The following is a 25,003-nucleotide window of genomic DNA, read 5'->3' on the forward strand; positions in this document are numbered from 1 at the left end:
CCACTCGTCGCATCCCGCAGTTCGGCCATGATGAGCATTCCCGAGGCACGCGCACGCCACCTCAGGAGCAACCATGGCCAATTCGCATAGCCCCTTCCATCCGATCATCTACGTGCGTGGCTATGCCATGACCCCGGGGGAGATCGACCAGACCAGCGCCGACCCGTTCTGCGGTTTCAATCTCGGTTCTACCGTCTACCGCGCGGTGGCGGAAAAGACCCGCCAGCCACGCAAATTCGTCTTCGAGTCGCCAGTGATCCGCCTGGCCACGGAATTCGACTATCAGGACGTGTACGAAGACGGCTACGACATTCTCGACCCGGAATGGGCCGCCAATACCGACAATCGCCTGGGCAGCCGTTCGATCATTATCTATCGCTACTACGACGAGGCCTCACGGCTGCTGGGCATCGGCAGCACACCGAGCCTGGAGGTATTCGCCAGCAAGCTTGGCGAGCTGATACTCAAGGTGCGCGAGCTGATCTGCGCCAACCCCAAGAACGGCATTAGCAAGACCGACTTTCGCTGCTATCTGGTGGCCCATTCGATGGGTGGCCTGGTCTGCCGCGGCCTGCTGCAAAATCCCAAGCTGGACCCGGGCGGCGCGGCTCAGCTGGTGGACAAGGTGTTCACCTACGCTACTCCGCATAACGGCATCGACCTGCTTGGCATCAACCCGCCGAGCTGGCTGAGCCTGAGCGATATCAGCAATTTCAACCGCCAGCGCCTGGCGACCTTTCTGGATCTGGAAGCTGCCTACAAGCTCACCGAACGCGTCGACTGGCTGCCCGAGGCACGCTTTGCATCCAAACGCTTCTTCTGCATGGTTGGCACCAACCGCATGGACTACGAAGCTGGCCTGGGTCTGTCGCGCACCTTCGCCGGCCACGGCAGCGACGGCCTGGTGCGCATCGACAACGCGACCCTCTGCGGCCTGGACGCTAGCAGCAAACCGACAGCGCCCTGCGCCAAGGCCTTTACCTATCGAGCGCATTCCGGCTACTTCGGCATCGTCAACAGCGAGGAGGCTTACCAGAATCTCACGCGCTTTCTGTTCGGCGATGTACGTGTGGACATCTGGGCTGAAGTCGACGCCATCACCCTGCCCAAGGAGCTGCGCAAGTCTGAGAGCCAGGGGCAAACGGTCAACGCCCTGTACCAGTTCGAAGTGCTCGCCGCCCCCCGTGGCAAGCTCTGGTACCTGAGCCGGCGTACTGCCGAAGAGGATTCGGTGGCCTGTCTCGCCCACCAGCACTGGCTCAAGGCACCGCAGGAGAACGGCAAGCTGTTTCTTGGCAGCCTGTTTCTGGCTGATCGGGCGCGCGTGAACAGCAGGCGCAAGGGGCTGGCCTATACCTTGACCTTTAACGTGCGAGTGCCGGACTACGAGGTGGAGCGCAAGCTATGGGTCAACCAGCATTTCGAGGGCAGCTACCTGTTCCGCAACAGCCTGGTGCTGGAAATAACCCCGCCCAGCGCCGACAGCGGCTGGCAGGTGAGCCACGCCTGGCAGAACCAGGGGGTGCACAGCGCCGACCATAAACTCGATGGCAACCTCCAGAACGATGGAAGCCTGGAGATCGAGGTGCCGTTCGACAGCGCCAGCGAACCCGGCATCAGCGGCAGGCTGCGTTTTTTGCTAGCACGCTGGAACCACCAGGACTGATGCGACACTAAGCCCTATCGGCAGTGCCCGTTGCGGCACTGCCGAATCATGTCTTTTATGTTAGCGTTCCCACGTTTTCGACTGCGCAGTTCCATATCGGCAGCATCGAACCTCTCACCTGCAAACGGAGTTACATCATGGCAATCACCAAAGACCAACTGATCAGCGACCTGGCCGAGGCCGTATCCCTGCCCAAAGCCACTGTCCGCACCCTGATCGATCAGCTGGGCGAAATTGTCGGCGACGCACTGGAAAACGACGGTGAGATCACCCTGCCAGGCATCGGCAAGCTGAAAGTGAGCGAGCGCCCGGCACGCACCGGCCGTAACCCGCAGACCGGCAAAGCCATCGAAATCGCTGCCAAGAAAGTGGTCAAGCTGGTACCTGCCAAGGCCCTGACCGACGGCCTGAACTGAGTGTTCGCCAGCCCAGGCGCAATGCCTGGGCCGGCTCTCTGGCTACTCCACTACCTGCAGTTCGGTAACGATGTAACGGTTACCCCGCTGCTGCACTTGAAACTTCACCTTCTCTCCTGCTGAAACCCCTTCCAGTAGTTCCGGCTTCTCGACCTCGAAGACCATGGTCATCGGCGGCATGCCGATACTGGCGATGGGGCCGTGGCGCAGGGTGATCTTCTGCGCGGCGGCGTCCACCTTGCGCACCTCGCCCTGGCTCAGCGGCGCGGGGTCGGCGGCCTGCAACGGCAGACTGAACAGGGCGGCCAGCGCCGCGATCATCAGTTGCTTCTTCATGCGTGTTTCCTCTCGTAGGTCAGTCGGCCAGCACCTGGATGGTGCCAACCATGCCGGCCTGGTAGTGGCCGGCGATCAGGCAGGCGAAATCGAATTCGCCGGCGCGGTTGAAGGTCCAGATCATCTCGCCGCTCTGCCCCGGCGCAACGTGAGCCATGTAAGGCTCGTCGTGCTGCATACCGGGAAAACGCAGCATCGCCTCGGCATGTTCATCCAGGGTTTCGCGGGTGCCGATGACGAACTCGTGGAGCAGCTTGCCGTCGTTGTGGTGGACAAAATGGATGGTCTCGCCCTGCCTGATCTGCAGCCGATCCGGAGTGAAGCGCATCTGGTCGGTCATGCGGATCTCGATGGTGCGGTCGACCTCAACGTCATCGCCGGCGATGCCCCAGGGCTTCTGCTCCCTGATCGTTGCGGCGGCCTGATGCCCCTCGTGCGCCTGGCTGTGGGCCAGCGCTGCCGGGCTGCCGAGCAGCCCGATCAGGGTCAGAACCAGTAACTGTGCTGTTTTCATCTGTGAATCCTCGCTTGCTGTGGGGAGCGGGCCGCGTGACAGCCCGCCCCGTCAATGCCCGGCATGGCCACCCGGCTTGCGTACCTGCACTTCCACCGGCGCCTCGAGCGGCTGCTTGAGCGGCATCGACTGGCCGCCGCCGTCGTGCGAGCGGCTCGGGTTGGCCAGTGCGCCCTTCCACTCATGGGCCACCGTGCCGGCTGGGTGCTCGAACCAGCCCGGGTCGCGGTAGTCGCCGGCGGCCTGCTCCTTGCGCACCTTGAGCATGGTGAACATGCCGCCCATCTCCACCGCGCCGAACGGGCCGTCGCCGGTCATCATCGGCACGGTGTTGTCGGGTAGCGGCATCTGCATCTCCGCCATGTCGGCCATGCCGCGCTCGCCCATCACCATGTAGTCCGGCACCAGTTTGGCGATCTTGCGGGTCATGTCGCGGTGATCGACGCCGACCAGGGTCGGCACGGCGTGGCCCATGGCGTTCATGGTGTGGTGGCTCTTGTGGCAGTGCAGCGCCCAGTCGCCCTCCTCGTCGGCGATGACCTCCCGCTGGCGCATCTGCCCCACCGCCACGTCGGCGGTCACCTCCGGCCAGCGCGCGCCGCCCGGGGTCGGCCCGCCGGCGGTGCCGGTGACCTCGACCTCGTGACCGTGCAGGTGGATCGGGGGGTTGGTCATGGTCAGGTTGCCGACGCGCAGGCGCACGCGCTCGCCCTGGCGCGCCACCAGCGGGTCGATGCCGGGAAACACCCGACTGTTGAAGGTCCACAGGTTGAAATCGAGCATCTGCATGATCTTCGGCGTGTAGGCACCCGGCTCGATGTCGTAGGCGCTGAGCAGCAAGCAGTAGTCGCGGTCCACCTCGCTGATCAGCGGGTGGTGCTCCCTGGGGTGGGTGACCCAGAAGCCCATCATGCCCATGGCCATCTGCACCATCTCGTCGGCGTGCGGGTGATACATGAAGGTGCCGGGACGGCGGGCGACGAACTCGTAGACGAAGGTCTTGCCAGAGGGAATCGCCGGCTGGGTCAGGCCCGTCACACCGTCCATGCCGTTGGGCAGGCGCTGGCCGTGCCAGTGGATGCTGGTGTGCTCGGGCAGCTTGTTGGTAACGAAGATGCGCACCCGGTCGCCCTCCACCACCTCGATGGTCGGCCCCGGCGACTGGCCGTTGTAGCCCCACAGGTGGGCCTTGTAGCCGGGCGCCAGCTCGCGCACCACCGGCTCGGCGACCAGGTGGAACTCCTTGACGCCGTTGTTCATGCGCCACGGCAGTGTCCAGCCGTTGAGGGTGACCACCGGGTTGTAGGGCCGCCCACTGCCCGGCTGCAGCGGCGGTTGGGGGGCGGCGCTGGCCTGCAGCACCGGTTCGGGCAGGGCCGCCATGGCCACCCGGCTGACTGCCGAAGTGGCCACCGCAGCGCCGAGGGCGCCGGCCCCGAGAAAGAAATCGCGTCGTGAAACCATCTGGGAATTTCCTTGTTCAATGGCCGGCGGCGGCCGGCTCGGCAGCAGCGGCAGGCGCCGCGCCGAGCGAGGGATTAGGGGCACCCAACAGGGCCATGTCGAGGTCGGCGCGCGCCAGCCAGAAGGCGCGCTGCGCCTGCAGGTAGCCATCCACCGCCTGCACCTGGCGGCGCGCATCGGCGAGCAGGTCGAAGGTGCTGATGAACATGCCGTTGTAGCGCAGCAGGTTTTCCTCGGCGATGCGCTGGCGCAGCGGCAGCACCTCGGCGCGGTAGTGCTGCGCCAGCTCGAAGGCGTTGCGGTAGGCGTGGTAGGCCTCGCGCACCTGCGAGCGGGCGTTGATCGCCGTTTCGGCGGCGCGGTTGAGAGCCTGGCGATACTGCGCCTCGGCGCGCGCCACCTTGGCACCGCTCCAGTCGAACAGCGGCAGCTCGACGCTGATTTCGTAGCCGCGCTGGGTCGGCTCCTCGTTGGAGCGGTTGTTAACCACGCCCAGCTCCAGCACGTTGATGAAGCGCGTGGTGCGGGTCAGGCCGAGGTTCTGCGCCAGACGCTCGGCATCCAGGCGCACGGCCTGGATGTCCTGGCGCTGGTTCATGGCCAGGCGCTCCACGTCCGGCAACTCGTCCGCGGTTTTTGGCAACGCCGGCAGGCGTTCGGGCAGACGGTAGTCGAGTTGCTCGCCCCACAGGCCAAGCAGGCGGGTCAGCTGTTCGCGGCTGCGCACCCGCGCCTGTTCGGCCTGGATCAGGCCGATGCCGGCCTCGGCGTAGAAGTTCTGCTGCTCGGCCTGCTGCAGCTTGCTGAAGTTGCCCACCGCGGCCATGCGCCGGGCCAGCTCGGCGCCGGCTTCGGCGGCGTCCAGCACCTGCCGCGCGTAGACCAGGTCCTCCTCGGCGGCGACCGCCTGGTACCAGGCCTTGCGCGTCTCGCTGGCCAGGTCGAACACCGCCAGGCTGGTCTGCCGCTGTAACTGCTCGAAGCGCCGACCTTCCAAGCGCGAGGTCAGCGGCAGGGCGATCAGCCGCGCCAGATTCAGGTGCAGGCCGCGCTCGTATTCGACCTCGCTGCCCTTTTCCAGACGGCCATAGGAGAAGCCGGGATTGGGCAGGCGCCCGGCCTGCACCCGCTCGGCCTCACCGATGCCCAGCTCGTCGAAGGACGCCTGCAGGCCACGGTTATTGAGCAGCGCCAGCTGCACCGCGGCGTCCAGGCTCAGGGGTTCGCCCAGCAATTCGGCGACGCGCGCCTCGATCTGCCCACGGCCGGCCTCGTCGCGCGCCCACAGCAGTTGCTTGTCCAGCTGGCGCTCGGCGCTTTGCTGCACCGGGTCGAAGCCGCCGTCCTGGCTGAAGCCGGCGCAGCCGGCCAGCAGCAGCGCGGCGCAGAGCAGTACGGCGGGTTTAATGGTGGTCATGGCCACCTCCCTCGACGGGCCTCGGCGCCCTGCTCGGCCGGCTGCTCCCAGCCTTCCATGCTGTAGGTGCGCCAGCCGCCGATACGGCCGACCAGATCGTTGGCCGCGCGCCAGTCCTGCAACGGCTCGTCAGCCTGGGCGCGGTAGTCTTGCAGAGGGGAACGGTAATCCTGCGCCGGCACGGCGGCGTTGGCGTCCAGCGGATCGGGCTGGGCCGCCATCAGGATGCCGGGCAGCGCCAGGGCAGTGACGCCCAGCAGCCTTCCGGCAAGGGAATGCAACGTCATGATGTGTTCTCGCGTACGGCGGCCAGGCGGCCGCGTGAGCTACAGGCGCCGCAAGGCGGCGCTACCTAAGGGGCTCAGGCGAGAGAAAGACGCGGGGGGCGTTCGGGCGTGTCGGCCACGCCGACGATAAGGCGGTCGGGCCAGACTGCGGCTGGCTCAACGGTTTGCAGGGCGGAGTTGTTCAAAAACGCTTGGCTGGGCGCGGCGACACCGACGCAGAAGGCGCACAGGGTGCAGAGGCTGCCATCGCCGGGAGCCTCGCTGCTGGCCACCGGGGCGGCGTCCTGATGCGAGTCATGTGCGCTGTCGGCCGCCATGTCGTGGTGCATGGCGTGCTCGACCTGCTGAGTCGAACTCATCTGCAGAGCGCCGCTGCGATGCACCTGCTCGCATAACTGCATGCCAAGCGCCGCCATGGCCTGTGCCGGCAGGGCCAGCATCAGCATCCAGATCAGGGCGGTACGCAGGGATGTGCGCATGAGGTGCAAGACCAGGGCAGTGAAAAACCTAGGCTAGATTATCCGCGCCTCGCGGCCATTGTCCAGCCCCGCCATCCAGCCTCAGACAAGCATGGTCACATGCCGTGGATGGCTGGCTACCCGGTCGAGCCAGGCGCGAATGGCTGGGAAAGCTTCCAGGCTGAAGCCGCCTTCATCCGCCACATGGGTGTAGGCATACAGGGCGATATCGGCAATCGAATACTGCTCGCCGACCAAGTAGGGGGTACGCTCCAACTGCTTCTCCATCACCTTAAGCGCCTTGTAGCCCAGCGCCAGGCAGCGCGCGTGCTCTTCGCGCCGCGCCTCCGGCATGCCCTGGTAAAGCTGGATGAAGCGCGCCACTGCAACATAGGGCTCGTGGCTGTATTGCTCGAAGAACTGCCACTGCAGTACCTGGGTGCGTAGGCGCGGCTCGGTCGGCAGAAACTCGCTGCCATCGGCAAGGAAGTTGAGGATGGCGTTGGATTCCCACAGACAGGTGCCGTCTTCCAGCTCCAGCACCGGAATCTTGCCGTTGGGATTCCTGGCCAGAAAAGCTTCGCTCTGGGTTTCGCCCTTGAGGATGTCGATGGCAATCCACTGGTACTCCTTGCCCAGCAGATGCAGCATCAGCTTGACCTTGTAGCAGTTGCCCGAGCGGTAATCGCCGTAGACCTTGAACATCGCGTTGCCCTCCCCGTGTTTCATTCTTTTCCAAGGAGCCGGCTTGCCGGCGATCCGCTTTGCGCGAAAGCATCGCCAGTAAGCTGGCTCCTACGGTTCTGCAAGCCTCTACTTCGCCTGCGCCTCGCGGATCACCGCCGCCAACCGGCGCAGGCCTTCGCCCAGGCGCTCCGGCGCCACGTGGCTGAAATTCAGCCGCAGGTGGCCTGGGTTGGCATCTGGGTCAATGAAGAACGGCTCACCCGGCATGAAGGCGACGTTCTGCGCCAGCGCTGCGTCGAGCAGCGTACGGGTATCCAGCGGCTGCTTGAGGGTCAGCCAGAAGAACAGGCCGCCCTGCGGAATCTCCCAATCAGCCAGATCAGCGAAGTGCTCCTGCAACGACGCCTGCATGGCGTCACGGCGGAGGCGGTAGAAATCGCGCAGCTCGGCCAGGTGGCCACGGTACTGCTCGCTGCCCAGCCACTGCAGCGCCTGCCACTGACCGATGCGGTTGGTGTGCAGATCCGCCGACTGTTTCAGGCGCAGCAGGTGTGGGAACAGGTCAGGCGTGGCGATCAGGTAACCCACGCGCAAGCCTGGCAGCAATGTCTTGGATACGGTGCCGGTGTAGATCCAACTGGCTTTCTTCAGGCGGCTGACGATGGGCGTGGCGCTGCCGGCATCGAACACCAGCTCGCGGTACGGTTCATCCTCGATCAGGGTCACGCCGAACTCGTCGAGCAGCGCCGCCACGGCTTCACGCTTGGCTTCGCTGTAACGGGTGGCGGACGGGTTCTGGAAGGTCGGAATCAGGTAAGCGAAAGCCGGCTTGTGGCTCTCCAGACGCTGACGCAGCGCCGCCAGCTCAGGCCCGTCGGCTTCCTGCGGCACGCTGATGCAGTCGGCGCCAAAGAGCTGGAAGGCCTGCAGCGCGGCCAGGTAGGTCGGCGCTTCGAGCAATACCTCGGTGCCCGGATCGATGAACAGCTTGGAGGCCAGGTCAAGGGTCTGCTGCGAACCGCTGACGATCAGTACCTGGCTGGCCTCGCAAGGCACGCCCAATGCACGCGCCTCGGCGGCGATGGCCTCGCGCAGTGCCGGCTCGCCTTCGCTCATGCCGTACTGACCCATGCTCGCCGGCATCTCGGCCCAGTCCACTTTCGGCAGCATCGGCTCGGCCGGCAGGCCACCGGCGAAGGACATCACCTCCGGACGCTGCGCCGCAGCCAGGATTTCGCGAATCAGAGAGCTTTTCAGGCGGGCGATACGTTCGGAGAAGGCCATGGGTTGTCCTAGGCTGCAAAGTCATTGGAATTAAGTCAAACTGCTTGACCGAAACTACGCCGCCAACCCGAGATACGTCAATATGACTGACCTAAAAAATTTCTCCGAGAAGTTTTTAACGTCACCCGCCGAGGGTGCGCAGGCCAACCATCATGGCGCACAGGTGATCAAGCACGCTGCAGCCCAACAGGCTGCCATGGAAGCCTTCTTCTTCGGCTACCAGGCCTTCACCGCCAAGCCTGACGAGATGCTGGCAAAACGCGGCCTGTCGCGGGTGCATCATCGCATTCTGTTCTTCATCGCCAAGTATCCGGGCCTGAACATGACGGAACTGCTAGGTTACCTGGGGGTGAGCAAGCAGGCGCTAAACATGCCGCTGCGTCAGTTGATCGAGATGAATCTGGTGCAGAGCGAGGCTGCCGCGGACGACAAGCGCAAGCGTGTGCTCGGCTTCACCGCCGAAGGCGCCAAGCTGGAACAGGCCCTGCGCCGCGAGCAGGCGCGCCTGCTGCAACGCGTATTCAGCGAGATGGGCGAAGAGGCCGTGCAAGGCTGGCTGGCCGTCAATCACGCCCTGGCACGCAGCCGCCAGGAACGCACCTGAGCATCGTCGTCACAAGCCCCCCGTAGGAGCGAGTTCTGCTCACGAACCCTCTTGTTCGCGAGCAGAGCTCGCTCCTACCGATTCAGCCTGCCTTTCCATTCCCCCGCACCACCGGTCATGCCACGCCAACGCGTGATTGCACCCTGACACGACCTCTGCAATCATATGCGAATCATTATCACCTTAACTTAGATCTCGCGAGGTGCGCGTGTCGGTTCAGGATTCCAGCAATCAGCAGCTGGTCGGTGTGCTTTATCGCGATCACCGTGACTGGCTGTTCGGCTGGCTGCGCAAAAGCCTGAACTGCGCGCAGCGCGCCGAAGACCTGAGCCAGGACACCTTCGTCCGCCTGCTCGGTCGCGCTGACCTGCACACCCCGCGCGAGCCCAGAGCCCTGCTCACCACCATCGCCAAGGGGCTGTTGGTCGACCAGTTTCGCCGCCATGCGCTGGAACGTGCCTATCTGGAAGAACTCGCGCTGGCTCCGCAAGCCGTGCAACCCAGCCCGGAAGAACAGGCCCTGGCCCTGGAGCAACTGGCCGAGATCGATCGCCTGCTCGGTCAGCTGTCGAGCAAGGCACGCGTAGCGTTCCTCTATAACCGTCTGGATGGCCTCGGTCATGCCGAGATCGCCGAGCGCCTTGGCGTGTCCCCGTCGCGCGTGCGTCAATACCTCGCCCAGGGCCTGCGCCAGTGCTACATCGCGCTGTACGGAGCGCCGCAATGAGCCAGGTCTCGGCTCGCGTGCTCGACGAGGCCATCGCCTGGCAGCTGTGCCTGGACTCGGGCGAAGCCAGCGAGCAGCAACGCCACGACTTCACCGACTGGCTGGCCGCGCACCCGGAGCATGACCTTGTCTGGCGACGCCTCGGCGGCATCGACCAGCAGCTCTCTGCCGCCAGTACGCCGATGGCACGACGTGCCCTGTTGCAGAGCAGCGTCAGCCGTCGCCGCAGCCTGCGCCGCCTTGGCGGTAGCGCCCTGGGTCTGCTGCTGGCCGCGGGCATAACGCTGGTGCTGCTGGCTCAGCAGCGCCCGCTTGGCGATTACCTAACCGACTACCATACCGCCAGCGGAGAACAACGCGACCTGCTGCTCGCCGACCGCAGCCAGGTGCGCCTCAACAGCCGCAGTGCGCTGGATATCGCATTCGACGACAACGAACGACGCCTGCACCTGCGCAGTGGCGAAATCCTGGTTCAGACCGCCAAGGGCGATACCCGCCCCTTCATCGTCGAAACGGAGCAGGGACGACTGCGTGCGTTGGGGACGCGATTCCTGGTCCGACGCGAAGGTACTGCGACCGAACTGATCGTGCTGCAGTCAGCGGTCGCTGCCAGGCCGCTGGCTGGCTCGCAGGAACGCATCATCCACAGCGGCGAACAGGTGCGCATGGACAGCCAGCACCTCAGCGACAGTCACCCCGCGCCCATCGGCGCCGACGCCTGGAGTCGCGGCATGCTGGTGGCGGACAACCTGCCCCTGCAGCGTCTGATCGATCAGCTCGGCGAATACCGTATTGGCTATCTGAGCCTCGACCCGAGCCTGGCCGGGCTGCGCATCAGCGGCAGCTTCCCACTGCACGACAGCGACAAGGCGCTGGCCGCTTTGGCGCTGAGCCTGCCCGTGCGCACCGAGCAATTGAGCCCCTGGTGGACCCGTGTGGTGCCGGCAGAAAAATAATTTTCTCCGCCCCTGTCATTTTTCTTTCCTGCTTCGGCAAAAGGACATTGAGATACATTAACTCTTAGGAGACGTTCGCAATGTCCTTCCGCCCTGCCCCCTTCCGCCACACGCTGTTGGCCCTGACCATCGCCTTTGCCGGCCATGCCGGGCTGGCCCATGCTGAAGTCTACCAACTGCCCTCCGGTCCTCTGGCAGCCACGCTCAACCAGATCGCCAGCCAGGCCGGCGTGACCCTGAGCATCGACCCGGCCCTGACCGCGGGCAAAAGCTCGGCACCGGTCAACGGCGACTACGAAGCCATCGAAGCCCTCAATCAGGCGCTGCGTGGCACCGGCCTGCAGTTGCAAAGCGGCAATGGCGGCGCCTACAGCCTGACCCCTGCAGCAGAAGCGGCAATGGCACTGCCGGACGTCACCGTGACCGCCAGCGAACAGGCCGCCGAGAGCGCCTGGGGCCCAACCCGTGGTTATCTGGCCAACCGCACCGCGACCGGCACCAAGACCGACACGCCGCTGCTGGAAACCCCACGCTCGATCTCCGTCGCCACCCGCGAGCAGATGCAGGATCGCAAGGTGCAGAACCTCGATGATGCCGTGCGCTACATGCCGGGCGTCATCGCCAGCAGCTACGGCAGCGACAGCCGCGCCGACTGGATGAAGATCCGCGGTTTCGAACCGATCCAGATGATCGATGGCCTACCACTGCCCAAGGGCAGCTACGCCATGCCCAAACTGGAAACCTGGAACCTGGAACGCGTCGCCGTGCTGCGCGGCCCGGCCTCGGCAGTGTATGGCCAGACCCCGCCAGGTGGCCTGGTGGATGCCGTCAGCCGCCGCCCGCAGGCCGAAAGCAGCCATGAAGTGCAGGTGCAGGTTGGTAACTACAACCACAAGCAGATCAGCTTCGACAGCACCGGCAAGATCGACGATGAAGGTCGCTTTCTCTACCGGTTCAGCGGTACCGGCCGTGACAGTGGCACCGTTATCGAGCATATGGACGACCAGCGTTTCAACCTGGCGCCCAGCCTGACCTGGAACATTGCCGACGACAGCAAACTGACCTTCCTCGGCCAGTTCAACCGTGACGATACCGGCGGCACCAGCCAGTTCCTGCCGCTGCAAGGCACCAAATTGAGCACCCCAGCCGGCAAGGTCGACTACAACAAGAACCTTGGCGACCCTGACTGGGAGTTCTACGACAAGACCTTCTATGCACTGGGTTATGCCTTCGAGCACCGCATCAACGATATCTGGCAGTTCAACCAGAACCTGCGCTACAGCAAGCTAGAACTGGATAACCAGATCATCACGGCTGGTGGTACAGCATTCTCTGTAGCGCCCGACGGCACAGTTGATCGTGGCGCTAATATCTATGATGAGAACATCAGCCACTTTGCCGTGGACAACAACTTCCAGGCCGATTTCAACACCGGTGCAATCGGGCACACCCTGCTGCTGGGCCTCGACTACCTACGAGTGAATACTGACTACCGCTGGCAGTTCGGTGGTTCCTACCTCTATGACAACAACTGGAACATCATTGGAATTAACGTTCCTCCGAGCAACATTAACAACCCAAGCTACGGCCAAGACTTCAGTGGCGTTACCTATAGCGATCTACAGAACTACAGCCAGAAACGCAGAAACACCGGCCTCTATCTGCAAGACCAGATGGCACTCGACGCCTGGCGCCTGACCCTGGGCGGGCGCTGGGATCGCTTGGACACCGACTCGGTGTTCCACAACGCCAACGATGCCAAGGACAGCCGCCGCGACAGCCAATTCAGCGGCAATGCGGCGCTGAGCTACGTGTTCGATTCCGGCTTCACGCCTTATGTGTCCTATGCCGAATCCTTCCAGGCCGAAGCAGGCGGCAACGGCGGCGCGGCGTTCAAACCCAGCACCGGCAAGCAGTACGAGCTGGGCATCAAGTATCAACCGCCGGCCAGCAACATGCTGTTCACCGCTGCCGTCTATGACCTGACGCGGCAAAACATCGTGACCACCAACATCGCCGGGGCCACCGAGCCGGTGAGCGAGGTAGAGGTACGTGGCCTGGAGCTGGAGGCTACCGGTAACATCACCGAGAACCTCAGCCTGACCGCCTCCTACAGCTACACCAACAGCAAGATGACCGAGGTCGGTGATCCGCGCGACAAGAACCGCGCTCTACCGCTGATCCCCGAGCATCAGGCGTCGATCTGGGCCGACTATGACTGGAACCAGGGTGTGCTGGCCGGTTTCGGCATCGGTTTTGGCGCCCGCTTCGTCGGCTCCACCGACAACATAGCCGTCGGCAGCATGGGCTTCGCGCGTGATCCTTCCGATGGCCACAGCAGCGCCTATACCGTCTACGACGCCGCAGTGCGTTACGACCTCGGCCAGCTCGACGCCAACCTGCGTGGCGCCAGCGTATCGCTCAACGCCAACAACCTGTTCGACAAGGAATACCTGGCCACCTGCGATGGTTTCTACTGCTATGCCGGCGACCCACGCCGGGTCACAGCCAGTCTCGACTACAAATGGTGACCACCCGAAGGGCTAATGCCTGTCAGTCAAACGTAGAAAAATGACTGTGTAGGAGCCAGCTTGCTGGCGATCAAGCGTCTCGGCGAGCACCAGGCTCACAGAGGCAAAGCATCGCCGGCAAGCCGGCTCCTACAGGTCTGTAGCGCTGCCCCCGCGGTGATTTGGCCTTGTGCCCATAAGGCGGCTCTTGCCGTTTGGACGCAGTCAGTCCGCAACCCCCTGCAACTCGGCAGCGCCCTTGAAGAACACCAGCATCAGCGCCACGCCGGCCCCAAGCAACGGCAGCAACGCCACCAGCATCAACAGCACGCTGGCCAGCATCAGCCCACCGACGATATCGAGCCAGGCCATCACTTTCAGCGCCGGATAGGGACTTTGCAGCTTGAGCAACCGTATCCCCAGCCAGGTGGTGCATATGCCCATAAGACACAACAGCGCCATATAGCCGATGGTCTGCCAGTCCAATCCGGCGAACAGTTGGTCACCGAAAAGCATGTCCACTGCCTCCAGCAGCAGCGTCACCGCAAGCAGCAACCAGATCGGTACGCTGAGGTTGCGCGCGAAAAAGCGGGCTTCGGCAAAGGCTTTGAAACGCAGCAGCAGGTAGCAGCCGAGTAATGCCAGCGCCAGGCTAAGCCAGTCGGTGTAGGTAAACAGCAGTTCAGCTTCATCTGCCTCCAGCAGGGCTCCGGCAAATGTAAGCCCGACCACCAGAGCGTTGGCTACCACCGAGACCAGCGCCAGCCAGCCCAGCACCTGCAGTTGCCTGGCGCTCCAACCTGGCAACGACTGTACGCCCGCGCTGTCGAGCAACTCCACCTGCGGCGCACTGTAGGGATTGTCTGGTTGCATCGCCTTTATCCTTGTTCGGCAAAAAGCCGAGGCTAACCATCCAGGCAGCGCTTGACCAGACTGTACGGTTTAACCCAGCGGTGGCTGTACCGCGACGCCACGGCAGCCGCGCAATAGGCTTTGCCAGTCACCGGAGAACGACCATGTCCACCGAACTGCTGCTCGCCTTCATCGCCTTCGCCTTCGTCACCTCGGTGACGCCCGGCCCCAACAATATGATGCTGCTCGCCTCCGGGGTGAACTTCGGCGTGCGCCGCAGCATTCCGCATATGCTCGGCATCAGCCTGGGCTTCATGCTGCTGGTGGCTGCCGTGGGCCTGGGCCTAGGCCAGGTGTTCCAACGCCTGCCGGTGCTGCACGATGTACTGCGCTATGTCGGCGCCGCGTACCTGCTTTATCTGGCCTGGAAGATCGCCCAGTCAGGCGCACCGCAGAGCCGCGAGAACGCCGAGGCCAAGCCGTTCACCTTCATCCAGGCGGCGGCCTTTCAGTGGGTCAACCCCAAGGCGTGGATCATGGCCATCGGCGCCATCACCACCTACACGCCGCAGGATGGCTTCTTCAGCAACGTACTGTTGATCGCCGCCCTGTTTGCCCTGGTCAACTGCCCCAGCGTGGGGTTGTGGACCGTCGCCGGCAGTATGCTGCGCAAGTGGCTGGACAACCCGCGCGCGCTGCGCGCCGTCAATATCGGCATGGCGCTGCTGCTGGTCGCCTCGCTCTACCCCATCATCGTCGACACTGGAATGTTCTGATGCAAGACGCCGCCCCTACTCGTCTGCGCCCCCTGGCGGACACCTCCACCTCGGCCGTGGTCGCTGGCTTCATCGCCATGCTCACCGGCTACACCAGCTCCCTGGTGCTGATGTTCCAGGCCGGCCAGGCTGCCGGCCTCACCGCCGGGCAGATTTCTTCGTGGATCTGGGCGCTGTCCATCGGCATGGCGTTGTGCTGCATCGCGCTCTCGCTACGTTATCGCGCGCCGGTGATGATCGCCTGGTCCACTCCCGGCGCTGCGCTGCTGATCACCAGCCTGCCGCAGGTGTCCTACGGCGAAGCCATTGGCGCCTACATCCTGGCCTCAGGGCTGATCGTGCTGATCGGCCTGCCGGGTACCTTCGACCGCCTGATGCGCCGCATCCCCGGCTCCATCGCCGCCGCCCTGCTGGCCGGTGTGCTGTTCAAGATCGGCCTGGAAATCTGCGTGGCCGCCGAGCAGCAGCCCATCCTGGTGGTGGCCATGCTGCTCGCCTACCTGCTTGGCAAGCGCCTGTGGCCACGTTACTCGGTGCTCTCCGCGCTGATCGTCGGCAGCGTGCTGGCAGCAGTCTTCGGCCTGCTGGACTTCACGAACTTCCAGCTGCAGCTGGCCACACCGGAATGGACCACACCGAGCTTCTCGCTGGCCGCCGCCATCAGCATCGGCATTCCGCTGTTCATCGTCGCCATGACCTCGCAGAACCTGACGGGCATGGCCGTGCTGCGCGCCAACGGCTACGAGGTGCCGGCGTCACCGCTGCTGACCAGCACCGGCCTGGTGTCGATCCTGCTGGCGCCGTTCGGCAGCCACGGCATCCATATGGCGGCGATCAGCGCGGCGATCTGCGCGGGACCTGAAGCCCACGAAGACCCGCGCAAGCGCTACACCGCGGCGGTCTGGTGCGGGGTGTTCTACGGCATTGCCGGCATCTTCGGCGCCACCCTGGCTTCGCTGTTCGCGGCGCTGCCGGCGGCGTTGATCCTGTCCATCGCCGCGCTGGCGCTGTTCGCCTCGATCATCGGCGGCCTGACCCAGGCCATGAGCGAGCCCAACGAGCGCGAGGCGGCGCTGATCACCTTCCTGGTCACCGCCTCGGGCATGAGCCTCGCCGGCGTCGGTTCAGCGTTCTGGGGTATCGTCGCCGGCCTGTTGACCCTGGCCGTACTGAACTGGGGCAAGCGCTAAATCCGATGCAATCCGGGCTACGAACGGTAGCGTGCGCCGTGCGCACCACTGGATAACAGCGTGTTCAAGCGGTGCGCATGGCGCACCCTACTGTTCAGCCACCGTTTCGTGAGCCAGCTCGGCGCCGTGCATACGGTTGACCCACAGCCCGAACAGCGCTGCGGTGACGAACATGATCAGGCTGTAGATGGCCGCAGGAATCGCCATGGTCGGGTTGTTCAGCAGCGCCGGGCTGAGCGCCAGGGTGATGGCCAGGGTGCCGTTGTGGATGCCGATTTCCATGGCGATGGCAATCGCCTGGCGCAGGTTGAGCTTGAGCAGGCGAGGCACGCAGTAACCCACCGCCATGCTCAGCAGGTTGAAGGCCAGCGCCGCACCACCCACCGAAGGCGCATAGTCCACGAACGTACGCCAGTCCTTGGCCACCGCCAGCAGGATGATCAACAGCAGGAACAGCGCCGAGACGATCTTCACCGGTTTCTGCATGCGCTCGGCGAAGCCGGGGAAACGGCTGCGCAGCCACATGCCGATGGCCACCGGCCCGAGGACGATGACGAACACCTGCACCACCTTGGCGAACTGCAGCGGGATGGCCTGATCGGCGGACATGAAGTAAGCCAGCGACAGGTTGACGATCAGCGGCATGGTCAGAATCGCGATCACCGAATTGACCGCGGTGAGAGTGATGTTCAACGCCACGTCGCCATGGGCCAGGTGGCTGTAGAGGTTGGCCGTGGTGCCGCCCGGCGAGGCCGCCAACAGCATCAAGCCGACGGCCAGAGCCGGTGCCAGGCCGAAAGCCTTGGCCAGGAAGAAGCACGCCAGCGGCAGCAACAGCAGTTGGCAAGCCAGGCCGATCAATACCGGTTTGGGGAATTTGGCCACGCGTGCGAAGTCGGCCAGGCTCAGTGACAGGCCAAGCCCGAGCATGATGATGCCCAGCGCAGCGGGAAGGAAAAACGTCAGCAAGGGATCGGCGGTCATTATTGTTATCGCTCCAGTTGAACCTGGCAGGATTGTGCTGAGTCAGGGCCACTGCTGGCAGTGGCCCTGCGAGCCAACCTTAGCCGACGTGCAGACGACCGGGCTAGAGCCTTTATATCGCCGTGGCGCCACCATCCACGGCCAACGCCTGGCCAGTGGTGAACGCGGCGTGGTCGCTGCACAGATAGAGCACGGCAGCCGCGATCTCCTCGACCTTGCCGATACGCCCGACCGGGTGCATGGCGGCGGCGAACTCGGCCTTCTTAGGGTCGGCCTCGTAGGCGCGGCGGAACATGTCGGTGTCGATCACAGCCGGGCATACCGCGTTTACCCGCAGTTTCTTCTTGGCGTACTCGATCGCAGCGGATTTGGTCAGGCCGATCACCGCATGCTTGGAGGCGGCGTAGATGCTCATCTTCGGCGCGGCACCCAGACCGGCGACCGAGGCGGTATTGACGATGGCGCCGCCGCCCTGGGCCAGCAGCAAGGGGATCTGGTGCTTCATGCACAACCACACGCCCTTGACGTTGACGCCCATGATGGCGTCGAACTCGGCCTCATTGCCGTCGGCCAGCTTGCCCTGTTCGATCTCGATACCGGCGTTGTTGAAGGCGTAGTCCAGGCGGCCGTACTGCGCCACGGTGGCATCCATCAGCGCCTTGACCTCGGCATCGCGGGTCACGTCGCAACGCACGAAGCAGGCCTCGCCACCGGCCGCACGAATCAGCTCGACGGTGCCTTCACCACCGCTCACGTCGACATCGGAAACCACCACTTTGAGCCCTTCGGCAGCGAAAGCCTGGGCGGTGGCACGGCCAATACCGGCGGCAGCGCCGGTGACCAAGGCGACCTGGCCGGAGAACGTCATGCTCATGTCTGCTTCCTCGCAGCGATTCTTGTTGAATTGGCGAGGAGTCTAGCCAGGCGGCCGCGCGCAGAGCAGCACTATCAGGCTCTGGAGTGACAGGTCATGCAAAGCGCTGATGGCGCAGCGCTCTGACCGGAGACTGATGTGTCAGCCTTGCAGTTCGGCAACCACCGCAGCCAGCGCCTGCGCCGGATCGGCAGCCTGGCTGATGGGACGACCGATCACCAGGTAATCGGAGCCGGCATCCAGCGCCTGGCGTGGGGTGAGGATGCGTTTTTGATCATCAGCATTGCTGCCAGCAGGACGAATACCCGGCGTCACCAGTTGCAGACGCGGCTGCGCGACCTTCAGTGCCTGCGCCTCCTGCGCCGAGCAGACCAGACCATCGAGCCCGGCTTCAGCAGCCAGGCCGGCCAGGCGCAGTACCTGCTCCTGCGGCGGCACGTCCAGGCCGATGCCGGCCAGGTCCTGCTGCTCCATGCTGGTCAGCACCGTCACACCGATCAGCAGCGGTTTGGCGCCTACCAGCTTGTCCAGTTCATTACGGCAAGCCGCCATCATGCGCAGACCGCCGGAACAGTGCACATTGACCATCCAGACGCCCAACTCCGCAGCAGCCTTGATCGCCATCGCCGTGGTGTTGGGGATATCGTGGAATTTCAGATCGAGGAACAGCTCGAAGCCCTTGGCCTGCAACGCCTCGACCACTTGCGGACCGCTGCGGGTGAACAGCTCCTTGCCGACCTTGACCCGGCACAGCGCCGGATCGAGCTGGTCGGCCAGCGCCAGAGCGGCATCACGGCTGGGAAAGTCGAGGGCGACAATGATCGGAGTTTGGCAGGCGGGCATGGGCGGGTCTCGAACAGGATAAAAACGCGGCGCATTGTAGCGCAAAGCATCCTGTCACTGGTCGCGGCTAAAGCCCCTACCGCATGCAGAGCGGCAGCCCGAATAAAAACCGGTCTAGCGGCCATCCAGCTGCCAACCACCTTCTGCCATCGGAAATTCGGCATTCGAATTGCGGTTGCCATCATGTAACAGGCATCGCGCGACTGCGCGCCAGAGCGGTGCACCCACACTGCCACTGCACCTTTTTCATTCGTCCGATCCAACCGGTATCCAGGTGCAGGCGGCGGATGGTCAGCGGTCAGGCCTCTGGCATGAGCACTGCACGGTAAGCACATCCTCTCTGCAACGGGTTGCAGCCATGCCTTATCAAACCACCATCGGCAGCCAGGTCTACCGCTTCGCTGACCTCAAGACGTTGCTGGCCAAGGCCAGCCCGGCGCGCTCCGGCGACTACCTGGCGGGGCTGGCTGCTGCTACCTACGAAGAACGCATGGCGGCCAAGCTGGCGCTGGCCGAGGTGCCGCTCAAGCGCTTCCTCGACGAGGCGCTGATTCCTTACGAAGACGACGAAATCACCCGCCTGATCATCGACCGCCATGACGCCGTGGCCTTCGCCCCGATCAGCCACCTGACCGTGGGTGATCTGCGCGACTGGCTGCTACTGGAAAAGACCGACAGCGCGCGCCTGGCGGCCGTGGCCGCTGGACTGACACCAGAGATGGTCGCCGCAGTGAGCAAACTGATGCGCAATCAGGACCTGATTCTGGTGGCGCGCAAATGCCAGGTGATCACCCGTTTTCGCAACACTCTGGGCCTGCCCGGCCATCTGGCCGTGCGCCTGCAACCCAATCACCCTACCGACGACGTGCGTGGTATCGCTGCCAGCATGCTCGACGGTCTGCTCTATGGCTCCGGCGATGCCACGGTCGGTATCAACCCGGCCAGCGATTCGCTGCCGACACTGATGCGCATATGGCAGATGATGGACGAGGTGCGCCAGCACTTCGAAATTCCCATGCAGAGCTGCGTGCTGACCCACGTCACCACACAGATCCAGGCTATCGAGGCCGGTGCGCCGATCGATCTGGTGTTTCAGTCCATCGCCGGCACCGAGGCCACCAACGCTGGTTTCGGCGTGTCCCTGGCGATCCTGCGCGAGGCCCACGAGGCCGCACTGTCGCTAGGACGCGGCACCCTGGGCGACAATGTCATGTATTTCGAAACCGGCCAGGGCAGCGCGCTGTCGGCCGGCGGTCATCATGGCGTCGACCAGCAGACCTGCGAGGTCCGCGCCTATGCCGTTGCTCGTGAATTCCGTCCACTGCTGGTCAATACCGTGGTCGGTTTTATCGGCCCTGAGTACCTCTACGACGGCAAGCAGATCATCCGCGCAGGCCTGGAGGATCACTTCTGCGCCAAGCTACTCGGCCTGCCGATGGGCTGCGACGTCTGCTACACCAACCATGCCGAAGCCGATCAGGACGATATGGACAGCCTGCTCACCCTGCTCGGTGCAGCCGGTATCAACTTCATCATGGGCATCCCGGGTGCCGACGACATCATGCTCAACTACCAGAGCACCTCGTTCCACGACGCGCTATACCTGCGCAACGTGCTGGGCCTGAAACGCGCACCGGAATTCGACGCCTGGCTGGCGCGCATGGCCATTACCGAACCCAGCGGCCGCCTGCGTGAGATCGGTAGCGGCCATCATCTGCTCAAGCAGTTGCCACAGATTTCCGGAGCGGCCTGATGAAACAGATCGACTTGATCCAGCACAACCCCTGGGACGAATTGCGCACGCATACCTCGGCGCGTATCGCGCTCGGCCGCGTCGGCTGCAGCCTACCCACCCGCGAGGTGCTGAAGTTCGGCCTGGCCCATGCCCAGGCGCGCGATGCGGTACATCGTCCGCTGGACTTCAGCGAACTCAAGCACCAGTTGCATGCGGCAGGCTTTCGCACCTTGAAAGTACGCAGCAATGCCGAAGACCGGCAGACCTACCTGCTGCGCCCGGATCACGGCCGCCACTTGCATGGCGCCTGCCAGGTGCAACTGCAGCACGAACTGCCCGCGCCTGAAATCGCCATCGTCCTCGCCGACGGTTTATCGGCCGTTGCCGTCCAGCGTCATGCCCTGCCGCTGTTGCAAGCCCTGCGCGATCGCTTCGATACCGACTGGGCCAACACCCCGGTGGTGCTGGCCGAACAGGGGCGCGTGGCGATTGGCGACGGCATCGGTGAAGCCCTGCGCGCACGTCTGGTGATCGTCATGATCGGTGAGCGGCCGGGGCTGACCTCGCCGGACAGCCTCGGCCTGTACCTGACCTACGCACCGCGCGTGGGCTGCCTGGACAGCGCCCGCAACTGCATCTCCAACGTGCGACCTGAAGGCCTGCCCTACGAACTGGCAGCACACAAGCTCGAATACCTGGCTCGTCAGGCATTGCGCCTACAACTGAGCGGCGTGAAGCTCAAGGACGACAGCAGCATGCAGGCAGTCGCAGTACAGGCAGACTGACAAGTTTAGGCCCTCGGGTTATGGTGACGACTCTAGTCCTTTGTAAGGAGTCATCATGCCTTGGTACGTCTGGCTGCTGCTGGTCCTGGTGTTCGGCTCGGTGATTGGTAGTTTGCTGGTGCTGCGCAGCAGCGCCAAAAAGATGCGTCTGAGCGAAGACCAGCTCGAACGCATGCGTAAACGCGCCGTCGAGCAAGAAGCCAAGGACGCACGCGAGCGTCAACGCTAAGCGCCACCACTCTCCTCTCCGCGCCCTCGCAGCGCAAGAAGCCAAAGCCGAGGTAGTTTTTCTACTGCCTGCTAGACTGCGCGCCTTCTCAGGAGAAGGTGCCATGCCCCTGCATCTGCGCTTGCTGTTCCCCGCTCTTACCCTCGCTCTGGGCGCTGGCCTGGGCTTCATCGAGCCCGTCGGCCTGCTGTTGGGCAGCGTGTTCGTTATCGTCTTGCTGGCCGGACAACCGCGCCTGCCAAACTGGCTATGGCTGCCTTTGATCCTGCTCGGTGGGTGCGCCCTGGCGGCGCATCTCATACCCGGTTTCCGCCCCTGGCAGTTGTGGCAACCGCGCATCCTCAGCCCGGACGCCGCGCCCTACGCGCTGCGCTTGTCCTGGGACAAACTGCTGCTGGGAACCGCCCTGCTCGCCTGGTGGCTAGGGCAACCGCGCAGCCCCGTGAATTCGCTGAAAAGTGCCTGGCTGGCGTGCATCGCCACCTTGCTGCTGGTACCGCTACTGGCCATGGCGCTGGGCCTGGTCGCCTGGCAACCGAAATGGCCACAGGGCCTGCTGCTGTGGCTGGCGGTCAATCTCGGCGTAGCGGTGCTGGCGGAGGAATTGCTATTTCGCGGTCTGCTGCAAAACGCCTTGATCAAGCGTCTGGGCATATGGCCTGGTTTGCTGTTGACGGCGGGTCTTTTCGGCGCAGCCCACCTGCCCTTCAGCGCGCTATCTGCCGTGGTGGCGACCTGCGCAGGGCTGGGTTATGGGCTGGCCTTTCACTACAGCGGCCGCATTAGCCTGGCAATCGCCCTGCACGCAGCAGTCAATCTGCTGCATCTAATGCTGTTGAGCTATCCGCTACGACTGGCATGACAGCTATACGGTAAGGCGAAAATATGCGCTGCAATTCGCCTTTTACCCGTAGCCGCTCGAGCAAGGCGGCGAAGCGCTCAGGGCTTATCGGGGCGCCGGGACGGATCATCGCGTGATGACGGTAGACCTGATCGACCCCCTCCGAGATCAGCAGCTTGCGCGCATGCTCGCGATTACGCTCAACGAAGTCGTAAAGGTTGGAGCGGGTCACCAACGCCACATCCGCACGCCCGCGCACCACCATCAGCAGGTTGCTGTCGTGAGAGTGGCCGAGATTGGCATTGAAGGTGCGGGTAAGAAACTCCGGGTCACTGTTGAACTGGGCAAAGCCGTAGTGATAACCGCGGTAGAGCGCCAGACGCTTGCCTTCGAGCTGCTCGAAGTACTCCTGGCCGCGCCGCTCTTCCACTCTGGCGACGAATAACTCGGCGTCTTCCAGCCCCATGTCGACGGCCTCGGCGTCGATGTCCTGCCAACCCCACTGCGGGTTCTCGAAAATCGCCATGTCGATACGCCCTCGTTGCAGGTCGCTAAAGCGACGCACAATGGCCGTGGGCAGCATGGTGAAATGGTATTCGGCCTGTTCTTGATTGAGCGCATCGAGCAGTTGCGGCAATAGGCCGCTCGACTCTTGCAGGTTGGATTTGATGACGTACGGAGGGAAGTGCGCACCGCCGACCTTGACGACCTCGGCAGCGTAAAGAGAACTGGCAAACAATAGACCCAAGGCAGCCCAACACTCATGAACCCAGCGCCGCGAATGCCGCATGTCGAATCCCCAAAAAATCCTTCTTCTAGTGTGGTGCAGCCTACTCCAGTCTCTCCTGACCGACTAGATGGATTTTCACTGCGCAGACACTTTGCCGCCTAATGTCAGACGATACCGTCCAAGTAGCCTGGATAGCTCGCCATTGGCTTGTAACTGACCGAGCAATTCCGCCACCTCGGCAGGACTCAAAGCCCCCTTCGGCCGCAGCAGAACCTGATGGTGATAGAGCTGGTCCAGGCGCTCGGATACCAGAAGCTCAGGCAGTATTCCCGGGTGTCGGGCCAGAAACGAATCCAGGTATGAACGCGTCACCACTGCGATGTCGGCTCGTCGCGCCAGCAACATGCGCAAGTTGCTGTCGTGGGAGTAGGTCAGCACCGCGTTGAAGGTGCGCGCAAGATAGTCAGGGTCGGCATCGAATCCGGCAAAGCCGTAGTGATAGCCGTTATAGAGCGCCATGCGCTTGTCGCTAAGGTCCTCGAAATACTCCTGGCCACGCCCCGGCTCAGCCGCAGCGACATAAACTTCCGCATCATCGATATCCACCCCCAAGACCAGGGATGAAGTGCCCTGCCACCCCCAACGCCTTGACTCGAAAAACATCAGATCGAAGCGGCCGCTCTCCAGGTCGCGGTAACGGCGGGTTGCAGAGGTCGGCACCAGGACGAAGCGATACCGCTGCGGCGCCGCGTTGAGCGCTTGCAGCAACTCGGGTACCAGACCTTGCGGGTGCTGCGAGTCAGGTTTATCCAGGTAAGGCGGGAAGTGATAACCGCCGACACGCACCTCCTCGACCGCAACCGCGACAGGCACATGCAGCAACAGGCAGGACAGCAGGCAAAAGGCTAATGCGCGCAAACTCGACCTCTCGTCACGGATCGCAGCGCGGGAAGACCGCTGCGCCCGAGTTCGAGCCGAAAACCGGCAGTTGCTACTAGCCTAGCCGAAATCGATCAAGCTTCCTTACAGACCAATGACAACGCTTCTTCGGCCAGTTGATCCAGGCTCATCGGCCCTTGCGAGCGGAACCAGGTGTTGGTCCAGCTCAGCGCTCCCGTGAGAAAACGCCGTTGAATGAAAGGGTCGCCCTTGAAATAACCGGCATCGCGCGCCTCGCCAAGCACCGCCAGCCAGATCTGCTCGTAGGTATCACGCAAGGCCAGCACCTGCGCCTGGCCGTCGTCCGACAGGGAACGCCATTCGTATACCAGCACGGCCATGGCCTCGCCGGTACCGCCCATGATCGACTGCAACTCGCAGCGGATCAGCGCCAGTAAGCGCTCGCGCGTGCCTTGCGCCTCTGCCAGCGCGGAGCGCATCAGTGCAGTGTTGTAGACGATGGTTTCCTCCATCACCGAGCGCAGAATCTCGTCCTTGCTCTTGAAGTGATGAAAGATGCTGCCCGACTGAATACCAATGGCGGCGGCCAGATCACGCACCGTGGTGCGCTCGTAACCCTTGCTGCGGAACAGGTGGGCAGCCATCTGCAACAGCTTGCCGCGGGCACTGTCCGGATCGGTCACCTGGCCGCTATCGACCAGTTCCTGCATCACGGCCTGGGCTCTGTGTTCGTCCACGCTGACTTCTCCCCTGATTACCCTGCTCGGCGATTGTTCTGATTAATTCTTCATGCTGCCGGCAAGTGCTTGTCTTGCTTGATGAAATGTATGCGGCGCCAGCTGACCAAGCAAGCGCTTGGGCGCATTTTTGGCCGAATTGTCGTCTTTCGCCACTTTTCAACCAAGCGCTTGCTTGGTAGTGTGAGCTCACCTTCTCAA

General features: G+C 63.6%; 27 protein-coding genes. 12 read left to right on the plus strand and 15 right to left on the minus strand.

All coding sequences use genetic code 11. The annotated features are described in order from the left end of the window. Positions 1-73: 73 nt before the first annotated feature. Entirely contained in the window at positions 74-1,666 is a 1,593-nt protein-coding gene (locus EGJ86_RS21400) for a triacylglycerol lipase (RefSeq protein WP_125836544.1), read from the plus strand. A 137-nt stretch (positions 1,667-1,803) separates the two neighbouring features. Further along, positions 1,804-2,082: an HU family DNA-binding protein gene (locus EGJ86_RS21405; RefSeq protein WP_017677253.1), complete on the plus strand. Its 279-nt coding sequence runs from the start codon at positions 1,804-1,806 to the stop codon at positions 2,080-2,082. Between the two features lie 42 nt (positions 2,083-2,124). Here the strand turns inward: EGJ86_RS21405 and EGJ86_RS21410 are convergent, their stop codons facing one another. From EGJ86_RS21410 to EGJ86_RS21445, 8 genes are all read right to left on the minus strand, one after another. After that, a complete protein-coding gene (locus EGJ86_RS21410) occupies positions 2,125-2,418 on the minus strand; it encodes a copper-binding protein (RefSeq protein ID WP_059391761.1) in 294 nt (97 codons plus the stop codon). 19 nt (positions 2,419-2,437) lie between these two features. Further along, the gene (locus EGJ86_RS21415) at positions 2,438-2,932 is read right to left on the minus strand and encodes a plastocyanin/azurin family copper-binding protein (protein WP_125836545.1); all 495 of its coding nucleotides are present in this window, start codon (positions 2,930-2,932) and stop codon (positions 2,438-2,440) included. Between the two features lie 51 nt (positions 2,933-2,983). Beyond that, complete coding sequence (locus EGJ86_RS21420; protein ID WP_125836546.1) at positions 2,984-4,396, minus strand: multicopper oxidase domain-containing protein; 1,413 nt, start codon at positions 4,394-4,396, stop codon at positions 2,984-2,986. Positions 4,397-4,412: 16 nt separating this feature from the next. Then, on the minus strand, positions 4,413-5,813 hold the full coding sequence (locus EGJ86_RS21425) for a TolC family protein (protein ID WP_125836547.1): 1,401 nt from the start codon (positions 5,811-5,813) through the stop codon (positions 4,413-4,415). Further along, positions 5,810-6,100, minus strand: coding sequence for a hypothetical protein (locus EGJ86_RS21430; protein WP_256672485.1), 291 nt, complete (start codon positions 6,098-6,100; stop codon positions 5,810-5,812). The genes EGJ86_RS21425 and EGJ86_RS21430 overlap by 4 nt, the downstream gene beginning before the upstream one ends. Positions 6,101-6,174: 74 nt before the next feature. Next, a complete protein-coding gene (locus EGJ86_RS21435) occupies positions 6,175-6,579 on the minus strand; it encodes a hypothetical protein (RefSeq protein ID WP_125836548.1) in 405 nt (134 codons plus the stop codon). A gap of 81 nt (positions 6,580-6,660) precedes the next feature. Beyond that, entirely contained in the window at positions 6,661-7,263 is a 603-nt protein-coding gene (locus EGJ86_RS21440) for a glutathione S-transferase family protein (protein ID WP_125836549.1), read from the minus strand. A 108-nt stretch (positions 7,264-7,371) separates the two neighbouring features. Further along, the gene (locus EGJ86_RS21445; protein ID WP_125836550.1) at positions 7,372-8,529 is read right to left on the minus strand and encodes a PLP-dependent aminotransferase family protein; all 1,158 of its coding nucleotides are present in this window, start codon (positions 8,527-8,529) and stop codon (positions 7,372-7,374) included. A gap of 82 nt (positions 8,530-8,611) precedes the next feature. On the opposite strand from EGJ86_RS21445, the gene EGJ86_RS21450 reads away from it, so the two are divergent. The 4 genes from EGJ86_RS21450 to EGJ86_RS21465 all read left to right on the plus strand — a co-directional run bounded on the left by EGJ86_RS21450 (position 8,612) and on the right by EGJ86_RS21465 (position 13,347). Continuing rightward, the gene (locus EGJ86_RS21450; protein ID WP_125836551.1) at positions 8,612-9,133 is read left to right on the plus strand and encodes a MarR family winged helix-turn-helix transcriptional regulator; all 522 of its coding nucleotides are present in this window, start codon (positions 8,612-8,614) and stop codon (positions 9,131-9,133) included. A gap of 208 nt (positions 9,134-9,341) precedes the next feature. Then, a complete protein-coding gene (locus EGJ86_RS21455; RefSeq protein ID WP_125836552.1) occupies positions 9,342-9,860 on the plus strand; it encodes an RNA polymerase sigma factor in 519 nt (172 codons plus the stop codon). Then, positions 9,857-10,816 carry a FecR domain-containing protein gene (locus tag EGJ86_RS21460; RefSeq protein ID WP_125836553.1) on the plus strand — a complete coding sequence of 320 codons (960 nt, stop codon included), beginning with the start codon at positions 9,857-9,859 and terminating at the stop codon, positions 10,814-10,816. Before EGJ86_RS21455 ends, EGJ86_RS21460 begins: the two co-directional genes overlap by 4 nt. 80 nt (positions 10,817-10,896) lie before the next feature. After that, the gene (locus EGJ86_RS21465) at positions 10,897-13,347 is read left to right on the plus strand and encodes a TonB-dependent siderophore receptor (protein ID WP_125836554.1); all 2,451 of its coding nucleotides are present in this window, start codon (positions 10,897-10,899) and stop codon (positions 13,345-13,347) included. A 204-nt stretch (positions 13,348-13,551) separates the two neighbouring features. On the opposite strand, the gene EGJ86_RS21470 is transcribed toward EGJ86_RS21465, so the two are convergent. Continuing rightward, positions 13,552-14,199: a hypothetical protein gene (locus EGJ86_RS21470; protein WP_106735259.1), complete on the minus strand. Its 648-nt coding sequence runs from the start codon at positions 14,197-14,199 to the stop codon at positions 13,552-13,554. A 143-nt stretch (positions 14,200-14,342) separates the two neighbouring features. Here EGJ86_RS21470 and EGJ86_RS21475 point away from each other — a divergent pair, with 143 nt between their 5' ends. Then, positions 14,343-14,954 carry a LysE family translocator gene (locus EGJ86_RS21475; protein ID WP_125836555.1) on the plus strand — a complete coding sequence of 204 codons (612 nt, stop codon included), beginning with the start codon at positions 14,343-14,345 and terminating at the stop codon, positions 14,952-14,954. Continuing rightward, positions 14,954-16,144, plus strand: coding sequence for a benzoate/H(+) symporter BenE family transporter (locus EGJ86_RS21480; RefSeq protein WP_125836556.1), 1,191 nt, complete (start codon positions 14,954-14,956; stop codon positions 16,142-16,144). Before EGJ86_RS21475 ends, EGJ86_RS21480 begins: the two co-directional genes overlap by 1 nt. 87 nt (positions 16,145-16,231) lie before the next feature. Here the strand turns inward: EGJ86_RS21480 and EGJ86_RS21485 are convergent, their stop codons facing one another. The 3 genes from EGJ86_RS21485 to pyrF form a co-directional block, all read right to left on the minus strand. Continuing rightward, the gene (locus tag EGJ86_RS21485) at positions 16,232-17,128 is read right to left on the minus strand and encodes a bile acid:sodium symporter family protein (protein WP_125836557.1); all 897 of its coding nucleotides are present in this window, start codon (positions 17,126-17,128) and stop codon (positions 16,232-16,234) included. Positions 17,129-17,240: 112 nt separating this feature from the next. Next, positions 17,241-18,002 carry an SDR family oxidoreductase gene (locus EGJ86_RS21490; RefSeq protein WP_125836558.1) on the minus strand — a complete coding sequence of 254 codons (762 nt, stop codon included), beginning with the start codon at positions 18,000-18,002 and terminating at the stop codon, positions 17,241-17,243. 141 nt (positions 18,003-18,143) lie between these two features. Next, positions 18,144-18,845, minus strand: coding sequence for an orotidine-5'-phosphate decarboxylase (pyrF, locus tag EGJ86_RS21495; protein WP_125836559.1), 702 nt, complete (start codon positions 18,843-18,845; stop codon positions 18,144-18,146). Positions 18,846-19,203: 358 nt separating this feature from the next. Between pyrF and EGJ86_RS21500 the strand changes: the two genes are divergently transcribed. From EGJ86_RS21500 to EGJ86_RS21515, 4 genes are all read left to right on the plus strand, one after another. Next, complete coding sequence (locus tag EGJ86_RS21500) at positions 19,204-20,598, plus strand: ethanolamine ammonia-lyase subunit EutB (RefSeq protein ID WP_125836560.1); 1,395 nt, start codon at positions 19,204-19,206, stop codon at positions 20,596-20,598. Further along, positions 20,598-21,365, plus strand: a complete 768-nt coding sequence (eutC, locus tag EGJ86_RS21505) for an ethanolamine ammonia-lyase subunit EutC (RefSeq protein WP_125836561.1) — start codon at positions 20,598-20,600, stop codon at positions 21,363-21,365. The genes EGJ86_RS21500 and eutC overlap by 1 nt, the downstream gene beginning before the upstream one ends. A gap of 55 nt (positions 21,366-21,420) precedes the next feature. Then, entirely contained in the window at positions 21,421-21,594 is a 174-nt protein-coding gene (locus tag EGJ86_RS21510) for a DUF2897 family protein (RefSeq protein ID WP_099525466.1), read from the plus strand. A gap of 103 nt (positions 21,595-21,697) precedes the next feature. Then, positions 21,698-22,456, plus strand: coding sequence for a CPBP family intramembrane glutamic endopeptidase (locus EGJ86_RS21515; protein WP_125836562.1), 759 nt, complete (start codon positions 21,698-21,700; stop codon positions 22,454-22,456). On the opposite strand, the gene EGJ86_RS21520 is transcribed toward EGJ86_RS21515, so the two are convergent. The 3 genes from EGJ86_RS21520 to EGJ86_RS21530 all read right to left on the minus strand — a co-directional run bounded on the left by EGJ86_RS21520 (position 22,407) and on the right by EGJ86_RS21530 (position 24,802). Further along, the gene (locus tag EGJ86_RS21520) at positions 22,407-23,225 is read right to left on the minus strand and encodes an ABC transporter substrate-binding protein (RefSeq protein WP_125836563.1); all 819 of its coding nucleotides are present in this window, start codon (positions 23,223-23,225) and stop codon (positions 22,407-22,409) included. The two genes, EGJ86_RS21515 and EGJ86_RS21520, sit on opposite strands and share 50 nt — an antisense overlap. A 75-nt stretch (positions 23,226-23,300) precedes the next feature. Continuing rightward, positions 23,301-24,083, minus strand: a complete 783-nt coding sequence (locus tag EGJ86_RS21525; protein ID WP_125836564.1) for an ABC transporter substrate-binding protein — start codon at positions 24,081-24,083, stop codon at positions 23,301-23,303. Between the two features lie 95 nt (positions 24,084-24,178). After that, positions 24,179-24,802, minus strand: a complete 624-nt coding sequence (locus tag EGJ86_RS21530; protein ID WP_125836565.1) for a TetR/AcrR family transcriptional regulator — start codon at positions 24,800-24,802, stop codon at positions 24,179-24,181. Positions 24,803-25,003 lie beyond the last annotated feature (201 nt).

The organism is Pseudomonas sp. o96-267 (genome assembly GCF_003935465.1).
GTDB lineage: Bacteria > Pseudomonadota > Gammaproteobacteria > Pseudomonadales > Pseudomonadaceae > Aquipseudomonas > Aquipseudomonas sediminis.